The 25,503-nt window shown below is 56.5% G+C and carries 21 protein-coding genes; 8 read left to right on the top strand and 13 right to left on the bottom strand.

All coding sequences use genetic code 11. The annotated features are described in order from the left end of the window. Positions 1-61: 61 nt before the first annotated feature. From CLV83_RS03220 to pobA, 5 genes are all read right to left on the bottom strand, one after another. Positions 62-769 carry an MlaA family lipoprotein gene (locus CLV83_RS03220; RefSeq protein WP_132287415.1) on the bottom strand — a complete coding sequence of 236 codons (708 nt, stop codon included), beginning with the start codon at positions 767-769 and terminating at the stop codon, positions 62-64. 330 nt (positions 770-1,099) lie between these two features. After that, positions 1,100-3,016: a molecular chaperone HtpG gene (gene htpG, locus CLV83_RS03215; RefSeq protein WP_132287412.1), complete on the bottom strand. Its 1,917-nt coding sequence runs from the start codon at positions 3,014-3,016 to the stop codon at positions 1,100-1,102. An 87-nt stretch (positions 3,017-3,103) separates the two neighbouring features. Further along, positions 3,104-3,817 carry a DUF599 domain-containing protein gene (locus CLV83_RS03210; protein ID WP_132287409.1) on the bottom strand — a complete coding sequence of 238 codons (714 nt, stop codon included), beginning with the start codon at positions 3,815-3,817 and terminating at the stop codon, positions 3,104-3,106. A gap of 412 nt (positions 3,818-4,229) precedes the next feature. Next, on the bottom strand, positions 4,230-4,970 hold the full coding sequence (locus tag CLV83_RS03205) for a tellurite resistance TerB family protein (RefSeq protein WP_132287406.1): 741 nt from the start codon (positions 4,968-4,970) through the stop codon (positions 4,230-4,232). A gap of 304 nt (positions 4,971-5,274) precedes the next feature. After that, a complete protein-coding gene (pobA, locus tag CLV83_RS03200) occupies positions 5,275-6,489 on the bottom strand; it encodes a 4-hydroxybenzoate 3-monooxygenase (RefSeq protein WP_132287403.1) in 1,215 nt (404 codons plus the stop codon). Positions 6,490-6,797: 308 nt separating this feature from the next. Here pobA and CLV83_RS03195 point away from each other — a divergent pair, with 308 nt between their 5' ends. Continuing rightward, entirely contained in the window at positions 6,798-7,769 is a 972-nt protein-coding gene (locus CLV83_RS03195) for a helix-turn-helix domain-containing protein (RefSeq protein ID WP_132287400.1), read from the top strand. Here the strand turns inward: CLV83_RS03195 and CLV83_RS03190 are convergent. From CLV83_RS03190 to CLV83_RS03170, 5 genes are all read right to left on the bottom strand, one after another. Further along, positions 7,697-8,488 carry a cytochrome c oxidase assembly protein gene (locus tag CLV83_RS03190; RefSeq protein WP_132287397.1) on the bottom strand — a complete coding sequence of 264 codons (792 nt, stop codon included), beginning with the start codon at positions 8,486-8,488 and terminating at the stop codon, positions 7,697-7,699. The two genes, CLV83_RS03195 and CLV83_RS03190, sit on opposite strands and share 73 nt — an antisense overlap. Before the next feature lie 33 nt (positions 8,489-8,521). Then, on the bottom strand, positions 8,522-10,531 hold the full coding sequence (locus tag CLV83_RS03185) for a primary-amine oxidase (RefSeq protein WP_132287394.1): 2,010 nt from the start codon (positions 10,529-10,531) through the stop codon (positions 8,522-8,524). A 113-nt stretch (positions 10,532-10,644) separates the two neighbouring features. Beyond that, positions 10,645-11,994, bottom strand: a complete 1,350-nt coding sequence (locus CLV83_RS03180) for a DUF4013 domain-containing protein (RefSeq protein WP_132287391.1) — start codon at positions 11,992-11,994, stop codon at positions 10,645-10,647. Beyond that, positions 11,981-13,423 carry a rhomboid family intramembrane serine protease gene (locus CLV83_RS03175; RefSeq protein WP_132287388.1) on the bottom strand — a complete coding sequence of 481 codons (1,443 nt, stop codon included), beginning with the start codon at positions 13,421-13,423 and terminating at the stop codon, positions 11,981-11,983. Before CLV83_RS03175 ends, CLV83_RS03180 begins: the two co-directional genes overlap by 14 nt. Before the next feature lie 438 nt (positions 13,424-13,861). Further along, positions 13,862-14,281: a rhodanese-like domain-containing protein gene (locus CLV83_RS03170; protein ID WP_132287384.1), complete on the bottom strand. Its 420-nt coding sequence runs from the start codon at positions 14,279-14,281 to the stop codon at positions 13,862-13,864. Positions 14,282-14,659: 378 nt separating this feature from the next. Here CLV83_RS03170 and CLV83_RS03165 point away from each other — a divergent pair, with 378 nt between their 5' ends. From CLV83_RS03165 to CLV83_RS03150, 4 genes are all read left to right on the top strand, one after another. Continuing rightward, positions 14,660-15,265 (top strand): LysE family translocator, encoded by a 606-nt coding sequence (locus CLV83_RS03165; protein WP_132287381.1) that lies wholly within the window; start codon positions 14,660-14,662, stop codon positions 15,263-15,265. A gap of 14 nt (positions 15,266-15,279) precedes the next feature. Continuing rightward, complete coding sequence (locus tag CLV83_RS03160) at positions 15,280-16,095, top strand: AraC family transcriptional regulator (protein ID WP_132287378.1); 816 nt, start codon at positions 15,280-15,282, stop codon at positions 16,093-16,095. A 184-nt stretch (positions 16,096-16,279) separates the two neighbouring features. Next, complete coding sequence (locus CLV83_RS03155; RefSeq protein ID WP_132287375.1) at positions 16,280-16,621, top strand: YegP family protein; 342 nt, start codon at positions 16,280-16,282, stop codon at positions 16,619-16,621. 4 nt (positions 16,622-16,625) lie between these two features. Then, complete coding sequence (locus tag CLV83_RS03150) at positions 16,626-17,267, top strand: hypothetical protein (RefSeq protein ID WP_132287372.1); 642 nt, start codon at positions 16,626-16,628, stop codon at positions 17,265-17,267. Positions 17,268-17,400: 133 nt separating this feature from the next. On the opposite strand, the gene ansA is transcribed toward CLV83_RS03150, so the two are convergent. The 3 genes from ansA to CLV83_RS03135 form a co-directional block, all read right to left on the bottom strand. Beyond that, positions 17,401-18,417, bottom strand: coding sequence for an asparaginase (ansA, locus tag CLV83_RS03145; protein WP_132287369.1), 1,017 nt, complete (start codon positions 18,415-18,417; stop codon positions 17,401-17,403). Further along, complete coding sequence (locus CLV83_RS03140; protein WP_132287366.1) at positions 18,414-19,817, bottom strand: aspartate ammonia-lyase; 1,404 nt, start codon at positions 19,815-19,817, stop codon at positions 18,414-18,416. The genes ansA and CLV83_RS03140 overlap by 4 nt, the downstream gene beginning before the upstream one ends. 94 nt (positions 19,818-19,911) lie before the next feature. After that, positions 19,912-21,393 (bottom strand): alanine/glycine:cation symporter family protein, encoded by a 1,482-nt coding sequence (locus tag CLV83_RS03135; protein WP_132287363.1) that lies wholly within the window; start codon positions 21,391-21,393, stop codon positions 19,912-19,914. Positions 21,394-21,608: 215 nt separating this feature from the next. Between CLV83_RS03135 and CLV83_RS03130 the strand changes: the two genes are divergently transcribed. The 3 genes from CLV83_RS03130 (at position 21,609) to CLV83_RS03120 (ending at position 25,497) form a co-directional block, all read left to right on the top strand. Continuing rightward, a complete protein-coding gene (locus tag CLV83_RS03130; protein WP_243642265.1) occupies positions 21,609-22,439 on the top strand; it encodes a helix-turn-helix domain-containing protein in 831 nt (276 codons plus the stop codon). A 158-nt stretch (positions 22,440-22,597) separates the two neighbouring features. Further along, the gene (locus CLV83_RS03125) at positions 22,598-23,374 is read left to right on the top strand and encodes a DUF3304 domain-containing protein (protein ID WP_132287360.1); all 777 of its coding nucleotides are present in this window, start codon (positions 22,598-22,600) and stop codon (positions 23,372-23,374) included. Continuing rightward, on the top strand, positions 23,371-25,497 hold the full coding sequence (locus CLV83_RS03120; protein ID WP_132287357.1) for a T6SS phospholipase effector Tle1-like catalytic domain-containing protein: 2,127 nt from the start codon (positions 23,371-23,373) through the stop codon (positions 25,495-25,497). The genes CLV83_RS03125 and CLV83_RS03120 overlap by 4 nt, the downstream gene beginning before the upstream one ends. Positions 25,498-25,503: the final 6 nt, after the last annotated feature.

Below are 25,503 nucleotides of genomic sequence, written 5' to 3'. Positions count from 1 at the left end.
GAATATACTGACAGCCAGATACAGCAAGCCGGACATAAAGCCCGGCGTCTGCTCCGTAGTATCAGAAGTCGTTGTCGTCGTACTGGACCGGAATATTGCCATCATGGATGAGATATTCACGGCGCTGCAGGTACGCATCACGTACGAAAATATACTTGTCGCCGCTGACGATCTGCTCAGCCTGCAGCAGCTGTGCACGGGCGTCGATCAAAGCCAGTCCGTACAGCGTGTTTCGGGTGGGCACGTCATCCACATAGGTGACCGGTGTCAGATACCAGTCGGGCACCAGACCAAAACCATCACGTACGGTGCTTGACCCAAGGAACGGCAGAACCACGTACGGACCAGAGTCCACACCCCATACGGCCAGGGTTTGACCGAAACCTTCACGCTGCTTTTCCAACCCCATCGGCGTAGCCACGTCGATCAGGCCGGCAAGGCCAAAGGTAGAATTGAATACGATTCGTGCGACGCTGGTCAGAGCATCATCGCCCTTGCCCTGCAAGGCGCTGTTAACCGCGGAACGGATGTCGCCCAGGTTGCCAAAAAAGTTGCTGACGCCCTTCTCGGCCATATCCGGCATAACAAAGCGATAGCCTTGGGCCACCGGTTTAAGCGCGTACTTATCAACCGTCTCGTTAAACGAAAACATGGCGCGGTTATAACCCTCCCAAGGGTCATTTTCGCTGGCGACGGCACTTACTGGCGCCGCAGCCGCCAATGTCATGGCTGAAAAGAGCACTCCCTGACGCAACCTTTTGAACAGCATTGCAAATCCTTACCTATCAGAACGTAATCGCGGCATTTTAACTCTGTTGCAGGTGCGATAAAAAGCAAATGCGACTCTTTTTAGATGAAAATGTTCCATCTAGGCGGTCAACCCAGAGCTTTATCTTTCATGTGACTGTGAGACATGGTGCAAAAAACGCAGATACAACAAGGTGTTGCGGTGCAGCATACACTACAGACCCTGCAGTTAGCAGGTGTAGAGAGCTTGATGGAGGGGACGAGAGAAAGGTGCAGGAAGGATGAGTTTTTTTAGAAAAAACTCCCCGGCGACTGCCGGGGAGCTTTCAGATGTAGCTAAGCAGTAACGCTATCAGGCGCTCAATTCAAGCAGCAGCTTGTTGAGGCGGCTGATGTAGGCAGCCGGATCTTCCAGCTGACCACCGGCGGCCAGGTCGGCCTGGTCGAACAAGGTCAGCGCCAGATCCTTGAAACGGTCTTCATCCGGCTCCTGATCCAGCTTGGCGATCAGCGGATGCTCCGGGTTGTACTCGAAAGTAGGTTTCACTTCCGGTACCGGCTGGCCGGCCGCTTCCATGATCTTGCGCATCTGCGCGCCCATGTCATAGTCACCAACCACCAGGCAGGCCGGAGATTCGGTCAGACGATGAGTCACGCGCACTTCGTTGACGCGCTCGGCGAAGGCAGTCTTCAGGCGCTCGGTGAGGCCTTCCATCTGCTTGGCGACTTCTTCCTGCTGCTTCTTCTCTTCTTCGGTTTCGGTCTCACCCAGATTCAGTTCACCTTTGCTGACATCCTGGAAAGACTTGCCTTCGAAGTCGAACAGCTGGCTCATCATCCACTCGTCGATACGCTCGGACAGCAGCAGAACCTCGATACCCTTCTTGCGGAAGATCTCCAGGTGCGGGCTGCTCTTGGCGGCGTTGTAGGAGTCGGCCACCACGTAGTAGATCTTCTCCTGGCCTTCCTTCATGCGGGCAACGTAGTCGTCCAGACCTACGGTCTGCTCGGCGTTGTCGTTATGCGTTGAGGCAAAGCGCAGCAGCTTGAGAACCTTCTCGCGGTTAGCCTGATCTTCAGCCGGGCCCTCTTTCAGCACCTGGCCGAACTCTTTCCAGAACGACTGGTACTTTTCAGCATCGTTCTTGGCCAGCTTGGCCAGCATATCCAACGCGCGCTTGGTCAGTGCGGAACGCAGTTTGTCCACGTTCGGATCTTTCTGCAGGATCTCGCGGGAGACGTTCAGGGACAGGTTCTTGGAGTCCACCACACCCTTGATGAAGCGCAGGTACAGCGGCAGGAACTCATCCGCCTGGTCCATGATAAATACGCGCTGGATGTAGAGCTTCAGCCCTTTCGGCGCATCACGGTTCCACAGATCGAAGGGTGCGCGCTCCGGCAGGTAAAGAAGGCTGGTGTATTCCATGTTGCCTTCAACCTGGTTGTGCGCCCAGCTTAGCGGATCGGCAAAGTCATGAGATACATGCTTGTAGAACTCTTTGTACTCTTCATCGGTGATCTCGCTTTTGCTGCGGGACCAGAGAGCAGTCGCGGTGTTAACGCTTTCGAATTCCGGCGCTTTGTTCTCGTCTTTGCTTTCTTCGTCTTCAGACGGAGCTTCTTCCTTCTCCATCAACACCGGAATAGCGATGTGATCAGAGTATTTACGCACCAGAGTACGCAGACGGAAGCCGTTGGCGAACTCTTCTTCGCCCTCTTTCAGCTTCAGCACGATCTTGGTACCGCGCTGCGGCAGATCAACGGGCTCGATGCTGAACTCACCTTCACCGGTGGAGGACCAGTGCACACCTTCGCTGGCATCTAGGCCGGCGCGCCGGGTAAAGACATCCACCTGGTCAGCAACGATAAAGGCGGAATAGAAACCGACACCGAACTGGCCGATCATCTGGCTGTCTTTGGCCTGGTCACCAGTCAGGTTGGAAAGGAAGCTGGCAGTGCCGGACTTCGCGATGGTACCGAGGTGATCGATAACATCCTGACGGCTCATGCCGATACCGTTGTCGGCGATGGAAACCGTCTTGGCTGCCTCATCAAACTCAACGAAGACTTTCAGGTCACCGTCGTTCTCGTACAGATCAGCATTCGAGAGCGCTTCAAAGCGCAGCTTTTCGCCCGCATCGGAAGCGTTCGAAATCAGCTCGCGCAGGAAGATTTCCTTGTTTGAATACAGTGAGTGGATCATCAGCTGGAGCAGCTGCTTCACCTCAGTCTGAAAGCCAAGGGTCTCTTTCTGTGTTTCTGTGCTCATAGGTCGTCTACCAACTCCACATAGCGATTTATTGTCCTCTGCAGAGATGGGGACGGCCTATTGGATTTCAAGAGAAAAAATGCGGTTTTACAACTTGGTACTCATCATCAGCGTTTTCAGGGTCGGCGAGGTGAACTCACGATGGTAGAGCACATAGACGACACCAGCCGACACCAGCATGAACAGCCAGGGGTTGATCAACCAACAGAGCACCGCCAATGCGAAATAGTAGGTACGCAGTCCGACGTTGAAGTTGTTCGCCGCCATGGAGCCCATCCGCGCCATGCGCGTGGCATGAGCCTGGAGCTGTTTTTCATCCAGACCATCACTGGGCAACGGTGAAGAACCGATCATGACCGAGACAAAACCGTACTGCCTGAGGCTCCAGGTGAACTTAAAGAAGGCATAAACAAACAGCCCCAGTAACACCAGCAGTTTGACCTCCCACTCCAGTGGCGTGGAGGGATGCACCATCGGCAGATGCTCCACCAGCGTAATGGCCCGGTCGGTATAACTGAGCAGTGTCATTAAACCCGCCAGCACCAGCATGGTGGTGCTGGCGAAAAACGCCACCGTACGCTCTAGGTTGGCCACGGCCGCGGTGTCAGAGATGCGCACCTCGCGGGTGAGGATTCGCATCATCCACTCCTTGCGATACATATGCATAACGCTGGCCAGGCAGGAGGTGGTGTAACTCTTGCGCTTGGCGTAATACATGTAGCCGCGAAAGCAGATCAGAAACCAGACCAACGCCACAATGTTGAGCCAGTTTTCGGTAAAGAGTTTGATGGTTTCGAGCATGATGCCTGCACTGATCAAATGAGTAATATCATCAGCTTAGCTACGTTCTGCCTAACTGTCTGCAGTTTTGTAGCAGGAGGCACGCACCCAAAGGGCATAAAACCCCCGTGCCGCTTAAACCCGGCATGGCGGTGATTTAAAACTTAGGAGGATGATTGCGACGGGGTCGTCGCTACGAAAAACGAACCACCCTAACTATTGACGGAGGCGCCACCTCGCGCCAGTTGGGCAGACTCATTATTCATGGTCCCGGCGTATGGGCGAGTGATCACAGCCGGTGCTCCAAAGCCCCTGCCATTGGCCAGCCACGCCCTTGCATTTCCCCTCTGTCAGAGTGACGCCAGCGTCTTTCAGATTACTGGGTTTGCCGGCGTCGCCGAGCACACGAACAACCTTTGCAGAAGAAGCCTGTTCAGCCAGCCGCAGACTGCGCCTGCTGTTCCAGTGCCAAACGCATGTCTGCGTCAAGCGCCAATGCCTGGGCCAGTTGGTCAAGCCAGGCGCGCTCCATCGGGCTCTGTTCGTCGATGATTGCCAGACTGACCAGGTAGATCTCGCGTGCGGCCTGAGGTGAATCTGCTTTAGCCGCGAGCGCTGTTGCATCCAGCGGAGCCTGCAACTGCTGCTCAACCCAGCGCTGTAACTCGGCGTCGGCACCCAACTGTTCCATTTGCTCAGTAATCAGTTCGGTCTCACGAGCATCGATGTGCCCATCCGCTCGGGCCGCCATGATCATCGCCTGCAGCAGTTCCAGGCTACGCTGCTCCTGTGCCTGATGCGAGAGCTGCTCAATCGGCTGCCCCTCGCGGGCCGCGGCAGTCGGGGCTGTCGGGGCAGTTCCGGCAGCGCTCGCCTGGCTCTGTTGCGCGTTCTGCCAGGCCCTCCACGCCAGAGCGCCTACCCCGGCGATGGCACCATACTTCAGGGCCGAACCGCCCAGTTTACGCCCGCGCTTGGAGCCGATCAGCAGCCCCAGTGCACCGCCGCCGAGCAGGCTTTTTATATCTAGCCCGCCCGAGCCCTGTCCACCACTGGAGCCCTGTGCACCACCCAATTGGCGCGAGACACTATCCAGTACGCCCTTCGGATCAAACCCGCCGGACTTGCCACTGGACTGCTGCATCAATTGCTGAAAAATCTGGCTGGCGTTCATTACGCTCTCCTCATACCGGCCTGGTGCTGAATGATCACTTCGCCACCCGGCGAAGCAGATACCCTTAGTGACTCAACCCAGCCAGAAAAGATCCCGCCACTAACAGAATTCCGCCCTGCCCGGGACTGCTGTGAGGCGGTTGAGGATCTATCCGCGAGCCGTAAAACGGCGCGCGGCGTCGACGCTATCAGAAAAAATGCCAGTCAGTTGGCTTAACTGACTGGCATTACGCACAAGGTGGGCATCAAGGGGGCACAGCTATAGACCTGTAAGCTTTTTTACTTCAAAGCTTTATTTCACCCCCTTACTTCGGCTCTTCGTACGGCAGGCCGACATACTGTTCAGCGATCACCTTGCGGCCGTTTTCGCTGTTCAGGTAGTAGTTCAGCTCTGACTCCATGAAACGCTTCTGCATCAGTGGATCCATGCCGGTGCTGGACACTTCGCCTTCGAAATCGTGCATCATGTTGGTCATCCACCAGGAGAACCGCTCACCGTTCCAGACACGACGCAGGGCAATTTCAGAGTACTGTTCGGTGCAAGCCTTGTCGCCGTCGCGATAAACGCGGGTAAGGATCTTGTACAGCGTAGCCACGTCGGATGCGGCCAGGTTCAGACCCTTGGCACCGGTGGGCGGCACGATGTGCGCGGCATCGCCAACCAGGAACAGGTTGCCGTACTGCATCGGCTCGCAGACAAAGGAGCGCAGCGGCGCGATGCTCTTCTCTATGCTCGGACCGGTCTGCATGTTGGCAGCAACATCAGCAGGCAGACGCTTTTTCAGCTCATCCCAGAAACGCTCATCGGACCAGTCTTCAACCTTGTCGGTCAGCGGCACCTGCAGGTAGTAACGTGAACGGGTCAGGGAGCGCTGGCTTGCCAGGGCGAAACCACGGTCGCTCATGGCGTAGATCAGTTCTTCGTTACAAGGCGGCACATCAGCCATCAGCCCCAGCCAGCCGAACGGGTAAACGCGCTCGTGCTCGGTACGCAGTTCTGCCGGGATAGTCTGGCGGGAAACACCGTGGAAGCCGTCACAGCCGGCGATGTAATCGCAATCCAGCCGGTACTCTTCACCACCGTGTTTGAAGGTGACATACGGGGTTTCGGACTTAACATCGCGCGGCTGCACTTCGCTGGCTTCGTAGTAGGTTTCCAGCTTGGCGGCCTCACGCGCGTCCATCAGATCGCGGGTGATTTCAACCTGACCGTAGCAGACAACCACGTCGCCACCGGTCAGTTCTTTCAGATCGATGCGATGACGCTCACCATTAATGGATAGCTCGACACCTTCGTGAACATGGCCTTCAGCGTCCATACGCTCAGCAACGCCGGCTTCACGGACCAGGTCCGCAAAACCCTGCTCAAGAATACCGGCGCGGATGCGGCCGAGGACGTAATCGCCAGTCACGCGCTCAAGAATGACGTTGCTGATGCCCTGCTTGTTCAGCAGCTGACCGAGCAGCAGACCGGAGGGACCTGCACCAATAATCGCAACCTGAGTTTTTAAAGTTTTCATCGCAATCTCTTGTTCTGTCGTTGGTTGGGTGACAGCGATCTTCCAACAGATTGGCCCCTCAAAGAATGGAGGATTTACCCTAGTAGTTGCACTTTTCGAACACCCACGACGAAGGGTTAATAGCGTCTGTCGCGGCTCCCGATCTCACAAGCATGTCACAAGCATAGTGCAGAAACGCCTTAATACACCGCTGTATGCACCGGTTTCAGGCAGTCCCAGCCTGTTTTGAGCATTTTTCCAGGCCCACATTTTGCTATGTCTTCTCAGACTGTACGGCGCTAATGCCATACAGCAACCGGGGACCCTGAATGGATATCTGCACTGCAACCTTCAACGAGGTAAACCAACACGCCAGCTCACTGACCCAGTGGCCGCAGGAGTATGATCAGGTCACAGAGGGACGTTTCGAGGGGTATCTGAATGATGCTCGCATCGGGCCGGTGCGCCTGTTCCGCGAGAGGATGAACTGCGGTGTGGCCCAGCACACTCACACGCCTGCCGGCCAGTATGGTCTGCTGATTCCGTTACGGCTGGACCCACGCAAAACCTCGGATCAGGCGCGCTGTGTATTATCGGAAGGCATCACGCTGCTGCCCTTCGACCAGGATTTCTTTTTCGTCGCACCGCCGGAGACGGACTATACGGTGATCGCCCTGGACCAGGCTTACATGGAATCGACCCTGAGCGCAGAAGATCTCGAGCTGCTGCGCAGTTCACGCCGCAGCCAGGGCGTCAGTCTTACGCCGCAGCAACTGGCTATAGCGCGCAGCAATATGCTGTCGCACCTGGAGGAGATCGAAGCGCTGACAATGGAAACGACCGGTTGTAGCAAGGGCGCCTGTCCCCGCTCCACAGCCAGCGTTGAATGCGGTATCCGTGACCGGCTGTTGCTGCTGGCACTGGAGCTTTACGACCAGGCGCTTGAACAGGGCACTCCCCAGCCGCTGGGGAACTACCATCACCATATCGTCAACGCCAGCCACGCCTACGTGACTTCAGAGGAAGGTGCCACCGCCAGTATTCTGCAACTGTGCAGAGAGCTGGATATCCCACGACGCTCTTTGAATTACAGCTTCGAGAAAGTGACCGGTAGCTCACCGACACAGTATCTGCGCTCGGTAAAACTGAATGCTGCCAGGCGTCAACTACTGACGACTGAGCTACCAATCACATCGGTGGCCGCGAACTGGGGATTTTTCCACCTGGGTTATTTTGGCCAGGAGTACCGCCGCCTCTTTGGAGAAACACCCTCAGCTACCCGAGCCAACAGCGGCAGATAAGCCATTGCAAGGCAGCCAAGCCCAAACAGTAGGAAAATCACCCCACCCAGGCGCTGATCCAAGGCTATCGGCAGACTAAGAAACTCCGGTAACGCTGCCATCATCATGGCATGGTCGGTGGACATATGGGCTTCACTGTAGAGCCCTGGCGCCGCTAACATCACCACGCCCCAGGCCAGCATCGGCCCCGACATAGACAGATTGATCCACCTGCCGAATCGGTACCCTGCCGGATTTTCCCCTTGCCAGACAGCTTTCGGTTTCCGGAAAACAGTTAGCATCGCCAACCCGCTCAGCGCCATCGCCCAGCGCATCAGCATATAGAGCCCGGCATCGTGCATCAGCGACGTGTGCAACGACGGCAACATCCAGACCCAGGACAGCAGTGCGAACACCAACAGCATGACGATAGCAGACGCCGGTATCCGATTCCGAGTGCTCCGCCGCTCCCCTTCCGAACGTTCGGTCCCGGCCAGTGCCAGCATCCATAACATCGGCGCCAGATGATGGATCGCCACACTCTGCAGACTGTGCAGCCAGATCGAAAAGCGTGCCAGCTGGTCGCCCCAGGGCAACATACCCAGCAGGAACACTATGCTCCCGAGCAGCATGGGTCCACGGGCCAGACCTCCCCTGTTACTCAGGCGCAGCAGAACAGCTACAACCAAGCAGGACGCGAACAGATCAAGCAGCATCAAACCGAGAGGCAGATTCATCATCGGCTTTTCCTCTTTAACTCAACACACTTGGATTCAGCTACAGCAACTGCCGGAGTCCTGATCGTCCTCATGGGCGTTGACGCTGCCGCTATCCTTGCTGGCGGGCAGATCCATGGCCGGGTTGGCGTTAAAGAAGTTGTTTGGTTTCAGGGTGAATCCCACATACTCCACCGGCATCACCGGGAAGTCCTCAGGTTTGCAGATATGGGTATGACCGTAGGTGTGCCAGAGCACGATATCGGTGTTCTCGACGCTGCGGTTCTGCTCAATATATTTCGGCAGTCCATCACCTGGATGCTGATTGGTGTATTTGCCGGTGCCGTATAGCTCATCGGGATCGTAAGGCGTTACCCAGACATGGTTGCGGGCAAAGCCGGCACGGCGGCCGATATAGCTGTCGGGCTGCGCCAGCATGGCCGGGTTGTGCTCAGCTACCAACTTGTAACCGGTGGGATTACCCACCTCGTTTTTCACATTGGGGTTGATCACCTTCCAGAAGCGACCGGTCTGGCCATTGGCCTGGCGAGCGGCCTCCTGCTCCGTCTTGAACAGAGTTGCTTCGGTCTTAAAAGCGGTCCCCCACGGATTGGCTTCGCCGGTTTCCATCGGGCTGAAATTGGTTTCCATCACGCTGTTCTGCTCACCATCGAGCATCATGTGCAGACGCGCGTTGAAAAAGTGCTGATGGGTCGGGCCATAGATCTCCGGTGTAACCAGCCCGCCGCCACATTCCGGCTTGGTGCCCGGCACCATACCAGCGGTCTGAATAATACCGGTGAGTTTGGTTTCCAGCTGAATCGTGCCGTCCTGATACAGGTACCAGTAGAAACCGTAGTCGTAGTTGCCAACGGTGCAGAAGAAGCTGATTACAAGACGCCGAGAGCGACGGACTTCGAACACGCCAGTACGAAATTCATAGTGCTTCCAGAGGGTACCGTAGTCCTCCTCATGCATGCAGACGGCATTCTTCATCAGGAACGGCTCGCCCTTGTCATCCACGGCGGGAATATCAAAGTAGCGAATCGCCCCCAGGCAATCGCAGCCCAGCTCCAGCTGGTTGGCAAGCCGGCCAAGGCCATACTCACTGCCATCGAAAGCGCACTTCCAATAGTGGTTCAGGGCCGTATCCGAGTATGGCACCGCCATATCGCTGACACTGGCCCGGTAGATGATCGGCCGGGTTTTGCCCTTGTCGTTGTAGCTCAGCTGATTCAGCACCAGACCTTCGCGCGGCGTAAAACCCACACGAAACTCCCAGTTTTGCCATTTCACCTGCCAGCCATCGACCTCAAAGCTGACCCCTTCCGGCTGCACAATATGCAGGGGTTTAAGCCCCTCCCGGGGCTCTCCTAGCGACGGCGTATCATAGTTGCGCTTGGTCTTGGGGATCGGGGTATCGCGACCGTCATCCAGCAGGTCAATGACTCGCTCTTCATTCAAATCGATAATCGCCACCAGCCCCTCGATGGGATGGGCATAGCCGTTATCGACCATCTCATCGCGGTAGAAAGCCACACCGCGCATCAGACGGCGCCCCTTATATTTCGGATCCTCGCCAAAGTAACCGAAAGACCAGGGGTCGATCTGGATCTTTTCGATATCCTCGTCGGTCAGACCGCGGCGCTTTACAGCGGCACGCCAGCCGGGATCTTTTTGGACGATTTCAACGCAGGTGAAAAACTCCTCCATCATGATCGGCGCCTGGCCGGCTTCGGCTGGATCAAGCTCCGTCCACTGGACCACCTCTTTATGCACCAGGTCCACGATCGCCTCGGCCATCTCTCCGCTATCCTTATCCAGCACAAGAGCAAACGCCTTACGGGAAAACGCCTTGCCAGGCTCATGCGCCAGAACCTCTTCCTTCGGCGGCTCTGCCAGTTGCAGGTACGGAAAGCGACAGGCGTTGGAGAGGGATTTCTGCTCCGTTAGCAGAGTCGTTGCCAGTTCAAGTTCCTCTACCGAGAGCGGATCGAGCGGATGGGTGGCGATAACGCCGGGGGAGGTTTCAGCTTTGAAAGACTCGGAAGAGCAGCAGGCAGTCATGGCATTTCCTCTGACAGAATAAGTGAGCTTCACTCCATCCTAGGGAAATGTGCGGAGAGAATTATCACAAAACGGCAAGACCGCCGGCGATAACCTCCCCTGTTACCACACGTCTACTGTCGCTGCAGATGCACTAGCAACGATTCGCACTTGCTGACCTGCGCCTCCATACCAGGCAGCGCCTCAAGCGCCTGTTTCATCAGCCCGTATGCCTCGACCAGCTTGGCATAATCCGGAAAGCGTCGGTGCATGCCACCGAGCAATTGCACGGCCGCTCTGGCGTCACCGCTGTTGTAGTACTCATTGGCCAGATGAAAACGCAGATGCGCGTATTCCGGCATATAGTCCGGTATCAGGGACCGCAACTTTTTCACATCCCTCAGCATGCGGAAAGTCTGCGCGCTATCGAGCAGATGATGAAAGTACCGATCGGCCACCTTTTGCAGACGCACACGATCTTCCAGTTTGCACAGCACGTCAAAGTACCGCTGCCAAAGACGGGTGTTCTTAGGGTCAGCGGAAATAGCATCCTGCAAGATAGTCTCTACCCGCTCGTAGTCACCCTCTTTCAAACAGAAATTGACATGAGCCAGCGCCACCTTCTCGGGACTCTGCAGCTGGAGCAGCTTTTCCTCAATGTCATCGGACGCAAGGCCAAGTTTCTCCTGGTGCTGGTACAGCAGGTATCCCATCAGATGAAACTCAACCATCAGGTAGTAGGAAGAGATCGAAGACTGCACTATGGCCGAAAGCGCATGCTGCTCATTGCCGATCAAGCCACTGAGCAGCGACACCGAACTGAGCATAATGAACAGAAAAAGCACCAGCACCCAATAGGGCCATCCGGTCTTGCGGATTAACCCGACAACATTAACCGGGTTGAGCGCCTCCATAATATGGTCTTTCATGGCAAAACACATCAACACCGCGGGCATGACCACGACCAGCGTAATGATCGACAGTACAGCCGTTACCGGCCCCATGAACTGCCCGAGATAGTTGAACGACATGGCGATCAAAAAGAACACGGCAAAGAGCCGGATCAGGATACTGAACGAGCCCTCCACCGCCTCCCCCAGACCGGGCGGTTCCATGTGGCCTACCGATGTGGCCTTTAGGCATAGAAAGCTGTAGTTAATCGCCAGCCCGCTGCAGAACAGCAGCGCAATAAACTGCAACAGGCCACCGATCGGCAGCGCTGATAACAGCGTGGTGACAACGCTCAAACCGATAATGAACGCGACTGCATTCAAGTGCAGCGGGTAACGAAACGCCCCTTTCAGCCGCTTGGAGAGCGGTTCGATACTGTCAGCGGTAACACGCACCCGCAGCCTCGCGCCACACTGAAAGCAGCGCGCCTCACCGGCCATAGAGTGATCCACGCACTGGGTGCAGAAGTTCTCCTGACACTCGTCACAACTGAAATTCGGCGGGGTATCCAGATGGTATTTACACGATTCCATTGTGACCGTCCTTAGTCAGTTGCTGGGCGTACTGCTGGTACTTCATGGCATTGTGCTTGTCGCGCAGTTCGGTAAACCGTATGGCCAGACGTTGCGCGAGCAGTAAAACCTCGTTGAGCTTGAAGCCCTGGGCGTATAGACGATCAGCAATACCCGCCGCCCCCTTCAGGTCCTCCAGCGTAGTGAAACGAAACGCCAATTCCAGTTGCTCCTCTTGAGTCAGCAGCTCCTGCAATTGTGTTTCCTGCTGCCAGACCCTGTTGAGATCGCCGATCTCTGCGGCGGACAGATTTTTCTGCGCCATCAGCGCACAGAAGCTGGCGGGGAACTGCTCGCCCTTTTTGATCCGCTCCAGGTTGTATCGCACTCTCGCCAATTGAAAATCGATCCCCACCGCCTCAATCAACGCTGCCAGTTGCTTGATCGCTTCATCGAAACGCAGACCTTCAATCGCCCGGTATACCTCCGCCAATCCACGGTTACGCTGAGAAGCTCCCTGTTCCTGTTCGACATAGGTTTCGTTGACCGTATTGCGACTGAACAGCATTGAGAGCCCTATCAGGGCGGCACCTGCGACAAAACCTCCCGCGTGGGCCATATAGGCCACGTGCGCGCCATCATCGCTGAGGTACTGAAACACCTCCTTGCCAATATATAGCGGCAGTATCAGCAGTGCCGGCGCCCGGAAATAGCCGACAAAAAACAGCACCCAGTAGAAAAACTCGATCTTCTTCAAGCGAAACACGGCCAGATACATCGCCATAACTGCGGATATGGAACCAGACGCCCCGATCAACGGCGCATCCGAGCCCAGCGAGAACAGCACATGCGTAAGACCGGCACCAACGCCGCCTATCAGGTAAAAGAGCAGGAACCTGATATGCCCTATGGCCGCCTCTACCGCAAATCCGACCAGCAGCAAAAACAGAAGATTGCCGAAGAGATGATCGAAGCCACCATGCAAAAACTGGTAGCTGATCAGGGTAATGAGTGAGACATCTGTGGCGCGCAGACCATAGGCAAGGCTACTGATGGAATCGAAGGTCTCCTGAAAGCGTGCTCGTTCAAGCCGCCAGGCAGGGTAACGCTCCGGCCCAAAAACATCGGGCGCCTCATCGGAGATAAAACGGTAGTAACCAGTGTCCATCAGCATCGACTCGGCGATATCGGACAGATAACCCTCGTCGTAACTCTCATGCAGCCGATCCAGATCCGCGTAGCGCCCCTCCTCCTCCAGGTAAAACTGGAAAACAGGCCACTCCTGCTCGATATACTGGGACTCGGCCAAACCGCCTATAGCCTGTGCGGCCTTTTGCCCGTCGTCGCTCTGATAGAACAGAAAGACCAACAGGTTGACGATCAGAATGGCGATCAACACCACCGGTGCATTCTTCCACTCCAACCGTTTTTCGGTAGGTACGATAATCATCCTTGAATCTGCCTTCTCAATGCCGTTTGAGGTGACTTCCGTTTCCGTTCAATCCCTCTGTAGCGAGGATTCCTTGCGGGTGAAGTCTATCCCGGCTCGATACGCTAAATCCTTTGCGTCGCCGGGAAGCGACTCATATTACCCAAATAAGCCAAACTGACCTAATGCCCCAGGTCAGTATGAATCGATATCCAAAGGTGCGATCAACCGCGTAATTCCGGGTAATACAAGGCTTGGCGCCAAACGCTGGCGTCATAAACAGGAGGGCGACAGGCGCTTAAAGCCTCTCCTGCCACCGAGGCTTGAGCGTTACTTGGTTATTAAGGGGAAAGCGCGGGCGGAATGATCACAAACAGGGAAAAGCAGTGCCGGCGCGCTGCCGGCACTCTTTATCAGTTCACTCTATATCAGTTCACAAAAGTAAGAGCCATGCCCGCTTCAGCAGGCGGGCTCACCCTGCTCGGGCGTGCAGGCGACCGACTCGTCATCAGCCAGACTAGCGGGTTTACTTGCCGCCAGAGCCTGATAGCCTCCGGCGTTGAACAGCTGGGTGTAACCGGCTTCACGCAGCGCAGCTTCCGCGACGCCGGCGCGGTTACCGCTACGGCAGTAGAGCACCACCGGTTGATCCTTGGGAATCTCACGCGCAGCAAACTGCTGAACAATCTGCTGATACGGAATCAGTAACGCACCTTCAAGATGGCCACGGTTATATTCCTGTTCGGAACGCACGTCGACCAGCAGAGCGCCGTCGGCAATTTTATCCCATCCCGACTCTTCCCGCGGACCAGCCTGGACAACCAGGCTCAGCAACAGCGCAGGCAACACGGTGAACAGGACAGCCAGTTGTTTAGCCATTATTCGCTCCTTTTATCAGCGATTAGTATCCCTTTACGTTAACATAAGAACACTCTAATACTACCTTTAGACACTCGTATATGGGTTCTACGCCCTGATAAGGGTTAGACAGGATTCGGGTCAAAGCGATCCGCTCGTCGCTTTATTCGCCAACAAGCTTATAACTACAGTTTACGGATCGCCTCGCCGGAACGATCAATGACCAAGTCACTTCTCCTTTACGCAAGGAGACTGGCTTTACTTGCCCGTCGTTTTCATGGCAACAGGCACTGAAGCAGATGCGGGCAAGCCCTCAAAAGCCACAACAGGTGCAATTTCGTTCAATACAGCGGCTATAGGCTTGGCTAGAGTGCGTCCGAATTAATACCGGAGACGCCGATGTTCACGCTTATCGCCTCAATGATCACCTTCGCCTTCGTTGGCGCCGTTACGCCGGGCCCGGTTAACCTGGTGGCGACCAGTACCGGTGCCCGCGCCGGCTGGAATGCGGCGATGCCTCACGTGCTCGGGGCATCCCTGGGTTATACGCTGGTGGTGATCTGTGCCGGTGCAGGCATGTCACTGGCAAGCCAGCTGCTACCCACCTTCGCCGATGCTATGCGCTACCTGGGAGGCCTGTTCCTGTTGTACATGGCATTCAAGATTGCGACCGCGCCGGTGGATAATGAGGTGACGGACAGCTCCGCCAACCGGGCGAAATCCGGCTTATTCAGTGGCGCACTGATTCAGATCCTGAATCCCAAAGCCTGGATCGTATCGCTCTCAGGTATCAGCCTGTATGTGACCAGCCAGCCGGAGCTGGGCTATTATCTAGGCCTGTTTATCGCCGTGTCCTTTATCTGCTGCTTCGCCGGCGTTAGTTGCTGGGCACTGGCAGGACACCTGATCGGCCAAAGACTGAGCCGTCCCGCGCTGCGACGACGTTTCAATCAGCTGATGGCACTGCTGCTGGCAGTAGCGGTTATCCTGATGCTGCTGGAGTAAATAAGGCTTCCACCATGACGTCATCCGAAAACCTATGGCTCAAACGCAGCCCTGTCCTGCCGGCGGTGGAGATGCGTCTGGCTGCGAACTCCTCTGCCTGTTACCGGGCTCACTCCCATGACGAGTTTTCTTTCGGACTGATCGACCAGGGCGCCGCCCTGTACCAGAATCGCGATCAGCTTAACCGCATAGGCGGTGGCTCACTGGTCACCATCAACCCCTCGGATCTGCACGCCTGCAACCCGGATGAGGGACGTTGGTCATATCGAATGCTGTTTGTTGATACGCAATGGATGGGCAAGCTGCAGCGGGAACTATCGCCCAGCTCGTCGGACTACCAACCGTTCACTGAGGTTCTAGCCGACAGGCCAGAGATCAGCAACGACTTCAACAGGCTCTACCGGGTAGTCGATGGAACAGGCGGCGCTTTGGAGGCAGAGACTGAATTGATCACCTTTCTCAGCCCCTTTTTCTCCACCGAAAAGCTGGACGCTAGCCGGGAAGCCTCACCGCCGAACTCACTGCGTCGGGTTAGCGAACTGCTCACCGATAATCTTGCGGCCAACCTGTCGCTGGAACAGCTATGCCAGGAGGCCGCTCTTAATCGTTATCAGCTGATACGCTTGTTCCGTAAGCATTACGGCCAACCGCCACACGCCTACCAGATCGATCAGCGCATCAAAAAGGCCCGCACTCTGCTTAGAGACCAAACCGCACGCCTTGATGACGTGGCTTCGCAACTGGGCTTTGCCGATCAATCTCACTTCCACCGCCACTTCAAACAGCGGCTGGCGATGACCCCGGGCACTTACCAGTCGTTCTGGGGTTAGCACACACCCTGCTCCCGACCTCAATGTCGGCAATGCCACATAAGCTCTGATCCGCCACCCACTCCCGTGAAAAAAACCTTTTAGTATCAAGACAAAATCGCTGGCACCACCTTTGCAAAAGCACTATCAGAAGTCTGAATGATGAGCCATTCCTGATTCCGCATCTGATACCGAGGACAATGATATGCCAGCTACCTTCGAACTGAAGACCACCACCGAGCAGCAGTTTCATTTCACCCTGGTCGGCACTGATGGCATCGACCTTCTGATCGGTGGCGAATACCCGTCCCGGCAGGAGGCCGAACAGGCGATCAGCGATGTGCGCACCGGCAGCCTCATGGGACATCTGATCGCGTCGGGCAAGGTTCCTGCAGGCGACAGCTTTTTTGTGATCAAGAATAGTGGCGGCGAAATCATCGCCAAAAGCCAGCTGTTCAGTTCGCAGATGGACTTTGACAGCACCCTGCACCAGGTGAAAGACAACGCCTGCGTGGCCGAAATCACCGACCTGACCGCAGGAAGCTGATGCCATGGGTACAGAACTGACCCTGATCCGTGAAATGACCAGTGTGTGCGCCACAGCCTCGGAGTGGGATGGTATCGCCCGCACGGTTAATACGCTGCTCCGTTCCGGCGAATTTAACCAGCAGTTCAACCAGATGGTCGCAGAGCTGAACAAAACCTACCTGATGCTGGACCAGACACTATCCCCTTTCGCAGAACTGGATAGCGAGCAGTGCTTTACCGAACGGTTCGATACCCTTTTTGAAACATATCGCGGCCGCTACCTATTGGATGTGAGCCAGCCCCGCAAGTTTGCCGATGAAACCTACGAGATCTATCTGCTGCTCAAGCAGAGCAAAGAGATCAGCACCAACTATCCCCTGCTGAAGCGCACCTTCATTCGCCTCGACGAATTCATCGACAAATGGGTCACCAACGATGCCTGGCTGGCGATGAGCATCGACACCCTGCTGAAAATGCTCAACCGGTTCTTCGGTGAAATCGCCGAGATGAAACGGGGGGATAGCGAAGAAGCATTTCTGGTCTACGACGCGATTTTCGCAGAGTTTCGCCTCTATCTGACGCTGCTTGAGGATAAGCTGAAACCCGGCAAAACAGAGGTGATGACCGAACCGCCCGGCACAGAGCAACGATCACAGTTCGGCTAGGGCCTCAGCTGACCGAAGGATTCATGAGCCACTCAGGCCCCCTTACAGCTAGACCCGGTCGATCAGCCTATAAAAAAGGCGCGCGCCCTGCTCAGAAACAGGACCGCACGCCTTGATGACGCGAGATTAGAGCTTAGCTTTCGCTCAGTTCCCCACGCAGAGACGTTTTTAGCGACTGACCTAGCTCCTCACCCTCGACGCCCAGCGCGAGCAGGTAGTGCAGCTTGGTGAACGCCGCTTCCAGCGTCATATCGGCGCCCGGCACCACGCCGATTCGGTTCAGGGTGGCGCCGGTGGCGTAGGCACCCTGGCTTACCGCACCCTGCTGACACTGGGTCAGATTGAGGATGCAGACGCCGCGCTTGGCCGCCGCTTCCAACGCACCGATCAATGCCGCGTCCGCATCCGGCGGGTTGCCCACGCCGTAGGTCTGCAGCACCAGCGCATTCACCGCAGAGCTATCTACCGCCGCCTCGATCAGGCTGGCCGGCATACCGGGGAATACCGTCAGCACGGTTACAGCTGCCGGATCGAACTCGGGAATCTGGAAACAGGGCCGACCCGGCGGCAACAGCAGATCCGGCCGCAGATCGATGTTGATGCCCGCCTGCCCCAGCCAGGGCGCGTTGGGCGAATCAAACGCATCGAAACCGCTGGAGCGTACCTTCAGCGAGCGGTTGCCGCGGAGCAGACGACCGTTGAAGTAGACGCACACCTCGAAGATCTCGCGGCTGGCGGCCAGCATCAACGAGGTCACCAGGTTATCCAGCGCATCGTTGCGCAGCTGCGCCAACGGGATCTGCGAACCGGTGAGGATCACCGGCTTGTTGGTGCCTTCCAGCATGAACGACAGTGCCGAGGCGGTGTACGCCAGGGTGTCGGTGCCGTGCAGCACCACGAAGCCGTCGTAGCTTTTCCAGTTCTGCTCGATAGCCAGCGCGATCTCGCGCCAATCATTGGGCACCAGGTTGGCGCTGTCGATGAGACGATCCAGTTCGATCAGGTCGTATTCCGGCAATGCCGCCTCGCCCAGGCTGTCGAGCTGCGCCTGCACCCGGTCATGAAAACCAGGCTCGGGCACATACCCCTGCTCCGAGGGCACCATACCGATGGTGCCGCCGGTGTAGATCACAAGAACCCGTGCACTCATGAGGCAACCGCCACCGGCGCCAGCATGGCACGCGGACTCAGCAGACGATCCAGCTCAGCCTCATCAAGCAGCCCTTCTGCCAATACCAGTTCGCGCACGGTGGAGCCGGTGGTCAGCGCCTGGGTCGCGATACGGGTGGAGTTGGAGTAACCGATATGGGGCACCAGCGCGGTGATGATACCGATGCTGTTGTCCACGTGGCGGGCGCACTGCTCCTCGTTGGCCTTGATGCCGCGGATGCAGCGCGAGTCCAGCATGGTGCAGGCGGAGCCCAGCATCTTCATCGAGTTGAGGATGTTGTAAACGATCATCGGCTCCATGGCGTTCAGCTGCAGCTGACCCGCTTCTGCCGCCAGAGTCACGGCGAGATCGCTGGCGATCACCTGGTAGGCGGTCTGGTTGACCGCTTCCGGGATCACCGGGTTGACCTTACCCGGCATGATCGACGAGCCCGGCTGCATCGGCGGCAGCAGGATCTCGGCCAGGCCGGTACGCGGACCGCTGGAGAGCAGGCGCAGGTCGTTGCACATCTTGCCAAGCTTCACGGCAAAGCGCTTGAGAATGCCGGAGAAGAGTACGAACGCCCCCATGTCCGAGGTCGCTTCCACCAGGTTGGTGGCGGACACAATCGGCCTTCCGGATATCTCTGCCAGGTAACGTACGGCCAGCGCCTGATAGCGCGGGTGGGTGTTGATTCCGGTACCGATGGCGGTACCGCCCAGGTTGACCTCGCACAGCAGGCGGCTGGCCTCGTGCAGACGGTCGATATCTTCACCCAGGTTTACCGCAAAGGCTTCGAACTCCTGGCCGAGGGTCATCGGCACCGCGTCCTGCAGCTGGGTACGGCCCATCTTGACGATATCAGCGAATTCGCGGCCCTTGGCTTCAAGCTGTCCTTTCAACTGAATGATCGCCTGCTCCAGCGGCTCGCAAGCAAACTGGATCGCCAGGCAGACCGCCGTCGGGTAAGCATCGTTGGTGGACTGGGAGCGGTTCACATCATCGTTCGGATGCAGGTACTGGTACTCGCCCTTCTGATGGCCGAGCTTTTCCAGCGCCAGGTTGGCGATCACCTCGTTGGCGTTCATGTTGGTGGAGGTACCCGCCCCACCCTGAATCAGATCGACCACGAACTGATCGTGCAGCTTGCCAGCGATAATATCGTCGCAGGCAGCAATGATCGCATCCGCCTTGTGCGGCGCCAGCGAACCCAGGTCACGGTTAGCCCGGGCCGCTGCTGACTTCACCATCGCCAGCGCGCTGACGAACTGCGGGAAGTGGCTGATCGGCACACCGGTAATGGAGAAGTTATCCAGTGCCCGCTGGGTCTGGATACCGTACCAGGCGTCGGCCGGAACCGGCAGATCGCCGAGAAGATCATGCTCAATACGCGTTTTCATAAGCTTTATTTACCTGCGCAATAACACGTAGAAAAAGAGAGGCCCGGAAAGTCCGGGCCCTTGGAAGCTACGATGAGTTAGGTAGCTGTCCCGATCAGTTTGAAGCCAGACTCTCGTCGCCGGACACCTTCGCTTCACGCTGGCGCAGCCGCTCCAGGTCTTCCAGCTCGATCTCCCAGGCTTTCTCGTCCAGATCCATATCGCTGAACTTGTTCACATCGAAGATCGGCTGCTCGATGCCGTCTGCGATCTGCTTGTCGAAGTCGCGCAGCACGCGCAGACCCGGCTTGAACAGGCAGATCAGGGCGATCAGGTTGACCAGCGCCAGCAGGCCCATGGTCACATCGGCGAAGGCGAATACGGTACCCAGATCGGTGGTCGCACCCCAGCACACCAGGCCGATGATCGCCACGCGGAAGGCGTTGAACAGGTTCTGGTTCTCGGTGCTGAAGAAGTTGATGCTGTTCTCGCCGAGGTAGTAGTTGTAGAGCACGGTGCTAAAACCAAACAGCACCAGCGCGACACTGACAAAACTACGGCCCCAGTCACCGACATGATCCGCCAGCGCCGACTGAGTCAGCGCTACACCGCCGACGTCACTCACGGAAGACGGGTCATAGATGCTGCTCAGCAGAATGATGAACGCGGTAGAGGAGCAGATGATCAGCGTATCGATAAATACAGAGAACGCCTGCACCACACCCTGGTTGGCCGGGTGCGGCACGTAGGCCACAGCCGCCACGTTCGGCGCACTGCCAAGGCCGGCTTCGTTGGAGAACAGGCCGCGCTTCACGCCCATCATGATCGCTGCACCGATACCGCCGCCCACAGCCTGCTCCAGGCCGAACGCGCTTTTCACGATCAGGGTGATCACGTCAGGGATACGGTCGATATGCATGCCCAGCACGACAAAGGCGATCGCCAGGTAACCCACCGCCATCACCGGCACCAGAACCTCGGCGACACGGGCGATACGCTTAACGCCACCAAAGATAATCAGGCCGACGATCATCGCCAACGCGATACCGCTGTAGAACACCGGCACGCCGAAGGCATCGCCCACCGAGGTTGCCACCGCATAGGACTGCAGCGCAGTAAAGCCAAAGCCGAAGGTCACCAGCAGAAGAACAGAGTAGATACCACCCAGCCACTTGAACTTGCTGCCCATACCACGGGTGATGTAATGCGCGGGACCACCACGATAGGTGCCATCCGGCTCAGCCTGCTTATAGGTCTGCGCCAGGGTACATTCGAGGAAGCTGGTCGCCATACCCATCATGCCGACAACCCACATCCAGAACACCGCGCCGGGACCACCCAGGGTGATCGCCACAGCGACACCGGCAATATTACCGCCACCGACACGGCCGGCCACGGACAGGATCAACGCCTGGAAAGAGCTCAGGTGGCCGTGTTTGTCTTTCTTGAATGCCTGGCTGGCACCGAGGATGCGGAACATACGTCCGAAGTAGCGAAACTGCACAAAGCGGGAGGCCAGCGTAAAGCCGATGCCGACAATGATCAGCAGCGCGATCAGCACCTTGCCCCATAGAATGTCGTTGAGGAGATCCAACATGACAAAACTCCGTTATCTCTTTTTATGGTTGGAACGTTAAAACCGTTCCCCGGGTTTGTTTTCACAGCGGGTGATTTAAACAGCGCAGTGCCACTGATAGAATTTGACACTCTGGCTACACACTGACGCAGTTAGACGCTATTGATGCATCAGAAAGCACTATCGCAGTTAGATGCTTTTCGTGACACAACATAAAACTCCGCCCAGGCTTAGTAATGACCAAACCCGCCATACATGAAGATCTCGCCCAGAACCTTCGCCTTCTGTGCAGTTACTACAAATCGATTGCGGAAGTGTGCCGACGGCTGGATATCAACCGGCCCCAGTTCAATCGCTACCTGAGCGGTCAGTACAAGCCTTCGGCCAATACACTGCGCCGTCTGTGCGAATTTTTCGGCATCGAAACCCACGAGATATTGCTGCCGCACAACCAGTTTGAGCGACTGGTACAACTGCGTCCGCAGGCCACGCTGGCAGAGCCGGTAGTCAACGGAAGCATCGCCGCGCATATGGAGCAGCTCTCGCGCTGTTCGAACCCAGATATCCAGCGCTACCTCGGCTATTACTTCGAGTACTACCTGTCGATGTCGACACCAGGAAAGCTGCTGCGCAACCTGGTTTGCCTGGAGGAACAGGACGGCCAGATAGTCTTCCAGCGCACCGAGCGGATGCGCACCAACGCCAATGAAGCGCCCTGCCACAACCGCTACCAGGGCATAGTGCACCTCCTCACGGACCGGCTTTTTTTGGTGGATTATGAAACCCTGAACTGCCACGAAGTCACCCAGACCATCCTGTTTCCCAGCTTTCGCAACCGGGTCTCCAAGCTGACCGGGCTGAAGATGGGGGTGTCGGACAACAGCGAACGCATGCCCTGCTGCGCCAGGGTTGTGTACGAATATCTCGGCAAGGACATCAGACTGCGAAAGGCGCTGGCGATGTGCGGTCTATATGAAGCCGACTCAGCAGAGATCGACGGCTCGATACGCGAAGCCGTCAGAAACGAGATGGCGCCGGGCGAAACCTTGTTCAGAGCACGGCACTAAACAGCGAACAGCCTGTCCAAATTCCCCATTGCCGGCACCACCGGTTGAGTCAATGATTCGCCAGCTTTCAGATGGCATAATCTTCACCCACATGCTGAACCTGAGCCTTAGAACAAGGCTCTCAGGAAAACCGCAACCATCACAAGGAGCGTGATTTGATGCGATATCCCGTTCAACTTTTTCTGAGCGCAGTAATGCTGACCGGGCTTGCCGGTTGTTCTCAGGAAGAAGAGCTTACCAGCCTGAACATCTCAGCCGCCGATTATGCCGGTCAGGGTATTGGCGGCTACTCCGTGGTCGATCCCAATGATCCAAAGAACCGCGGCGGCGGTGAATCCCTTGCCCCCTACTCCGCCGGCGGCATCACCTGCTGTTACCAGATTCCGAAGCAGTGGCATGAAGGCCTGCAAGTGGATGTGGTCGTCAGTTATCCACTTGAGGGTGACACAACGGACGAGCGCTCAGAATCTCTTGCAAGACGCCAGGCAGAAGGAACCCTGCATCAGACCATCCGTGTCGATGTCCCCGAGTACCAGACTCCTGCCAAGGGCACGCTCTGGGTGCAGTTTATGCCTGATGAAAAGGCCAATGTGGTGGTCAGCAATTTTGATCCACCCCATGAAGACTTCCCCGGCGAGGTGAAGGGCTGGCCAGTGCCTTCGGATGAGTATCGCAGAAAACTAGTCGACCGGGAGCTAGCAGACATCGAGTCTCGCCTCGAAAGAAATCAAAAAAACCTAGCTGAGTTTAAGGACAGTCCAGGCAAGAGCCTAGAAAGATTCTGGGGAGTATTTACCAGGACAAGGTCAGAGAGAGTTGAAGGCCTTTCCGGCCCGCAAGACCCAAAATTCAAGCCGCTTTTAGAGGAATATCTAACTAACTTCATCAAGCATGATCAGCGGCGAATCGAATTGCTTAGGGAGGCACGACCATGAGTTCAACGCTAGCCTCGCCTCTTCAGCAACGTCACGCTAACCCGTCGGCAAAGAACGATTTCTTTTTACCCTCAGAAATAAGCGACTTGGACAGTTTTGAGGAGAGCAGAGAAATCAACTCTGCACCGCTCTCCCCCTGCGACACCAACCTCTTCTTCGGTTTCTTTTTCGACGGCACCGGCAACAATTATGAAGACAGCCTTAACCAAAACGATCATAGCCACAGCAATGTAGCCCGGCTGTATAGCGCCTACCCCGGCCTTAGCGTCCCGGGAATACTGCCACCCCAGACCGACTGGCAAACCAACCTGGCCGACTACGATAATTTCTTCCGGATTTACATCCCAGGCGTAGGTACCCGCTTCACGCAGTTGGGGGACACTGGAGAAGGATTCTGGGATGAGACGCTGGGTGGCGGCACGGCTCGGTGGGGCCAGGTACGAATTCTCTGGGCGCTGGCCCAGGCAATCAACGCGGTCAGCCGTTACTTTCTGAAGCAATCACTGATCGACCATGAAATGGTACGCAGAGCCAGCTCAAGCGGTGAAATGAATGCCCAGGCATTGAACAGCGACCCTTTTGCCAGACCAACGCGGGCAACCGCCGTTGACCAGGTAAATCAGCGCATTCCGAGAACCTTGGTTCAATGGCTGAGGACTTTACATACAGCCATAGCACCGCATATGACCGGACCGGAAGGTGCTCAGCCACAAAACAAAGACCCCAGCATCGTAAAACGTATCTATCTGTCCGCCTTTGGCTTCTCCAGGGGCGCCACCGAGGCTCGCGCTTTTGCCAACTGGCTGGTGAAACTCTGCGAAATCGATGCCGAACTAACCGGCAGAGACAGCGCCGGGCTCACCCTGGCGGGCTTTCCGGTCACCTTCGATTACCTTGGCCTGTTCGATACGGTGGCCTCGGTGGGAATCGCCAACCTGATACCGATCGCCGATGGCCATGCGGCCTGGGGCGATGCAGAGACATCGTTGGCGATCCCCGCCAATGTATCGCGCTGCCTGCATCTTGTATCAGCCCATGAGAACCGCCGTTCCTTTCCTCTCGATTCGATCTATAACGATCGATCCAAACCCGGTAATGGAGAAGAGATCGTTTTCCCCGGCGTTCACTCCGATATCGGCGGCGGATATCGGCCCGGCTCTCAGGGTAAGGGCACCGACAATATCGGCCGGGATATGCTTTCCAAGATACCCCTGGCCGTTATGTACAAGGATGCCCGCTTGTCGGGCGTCCCATTCAAGCTGGAGCTGGCGCTTCCGGATGACCAGGATGCTTTCAAAATTTCGACACGAACAATTACCGACTTCAACGCTTATCTGGATACATGCCACCTCAAATCGGGGGATACGGGCACGCTAATGCGCGAGCACTGGCGCAAGGGGATAGAGTGGCGTTTAAACAATCATCGTCAGGGGGGTGTGTTTACGCTGAAGAGCTATCAGCGCGCGCCTCAGTATCAGCAAAACAACCTCGCCAGTTCCTATAACCAGTTCCGCGAAGAGCTGGAACGGTTCGAAACCTGGCAATCATTGAAGCGTGCCGGCTTTTTTGGCAGAGCGGCACTGTTTATCAAGGACTACCTGGTCATGGGACCTGGATGGATTGTTAACCAGATTGAGAAGGCGCCATCCCTGCTGGATCCATCGGTCGTGGACGACTGGGAGCGCATCGAAGAGTTTTCTGACGAGCTGGGCACACCTCCCGCAGCCGTCGAGACCATGATGGATGAGTATGTGCACGACTCCATCGCGGGCTTCCTCATTAAGTGGCTGACAAGAGATGAGGTGATCACCTATCTAGATAGTCTCGTCGCGAGAAAGAACATCATCGATAACAGCAGGTTCTGGGAAAGCCGGCGCGGAATCTACCTAAGCGATGAAGAGCGTAGTTATGCGGAGTACTATGAACGCACGGGGCGCATACCTGAAATGAGCGAACTGGGTGGACGCGAAAACTATATTCTGGGTGGCGGTTATCTCCGATTCCGCCGCGTCTATGCCGGCGCCGACGATCAGATACTTGCCCTGCTGGCTCCAGACTCTCACCGCGAAGACAGCCGCCTCGCCCTGATTCGCTCTACCGAGAATGAGCTGAAGGCCAGTTAACAGACC

The organism is Marinobacterium mangrovicola (genome assembly GCF_004339595.1).
GTDB classification, from domain to species: Bacteria; Pseudomonadota; Gammaproteobacteria; order Pseudomonadales; family Balneatricaceae; genus Marinobacterium_D; species Marinobacterium_D mangrovicola.
This window is presented reverse-complemented; position numbering and strand designations above follow the sequence as displayed.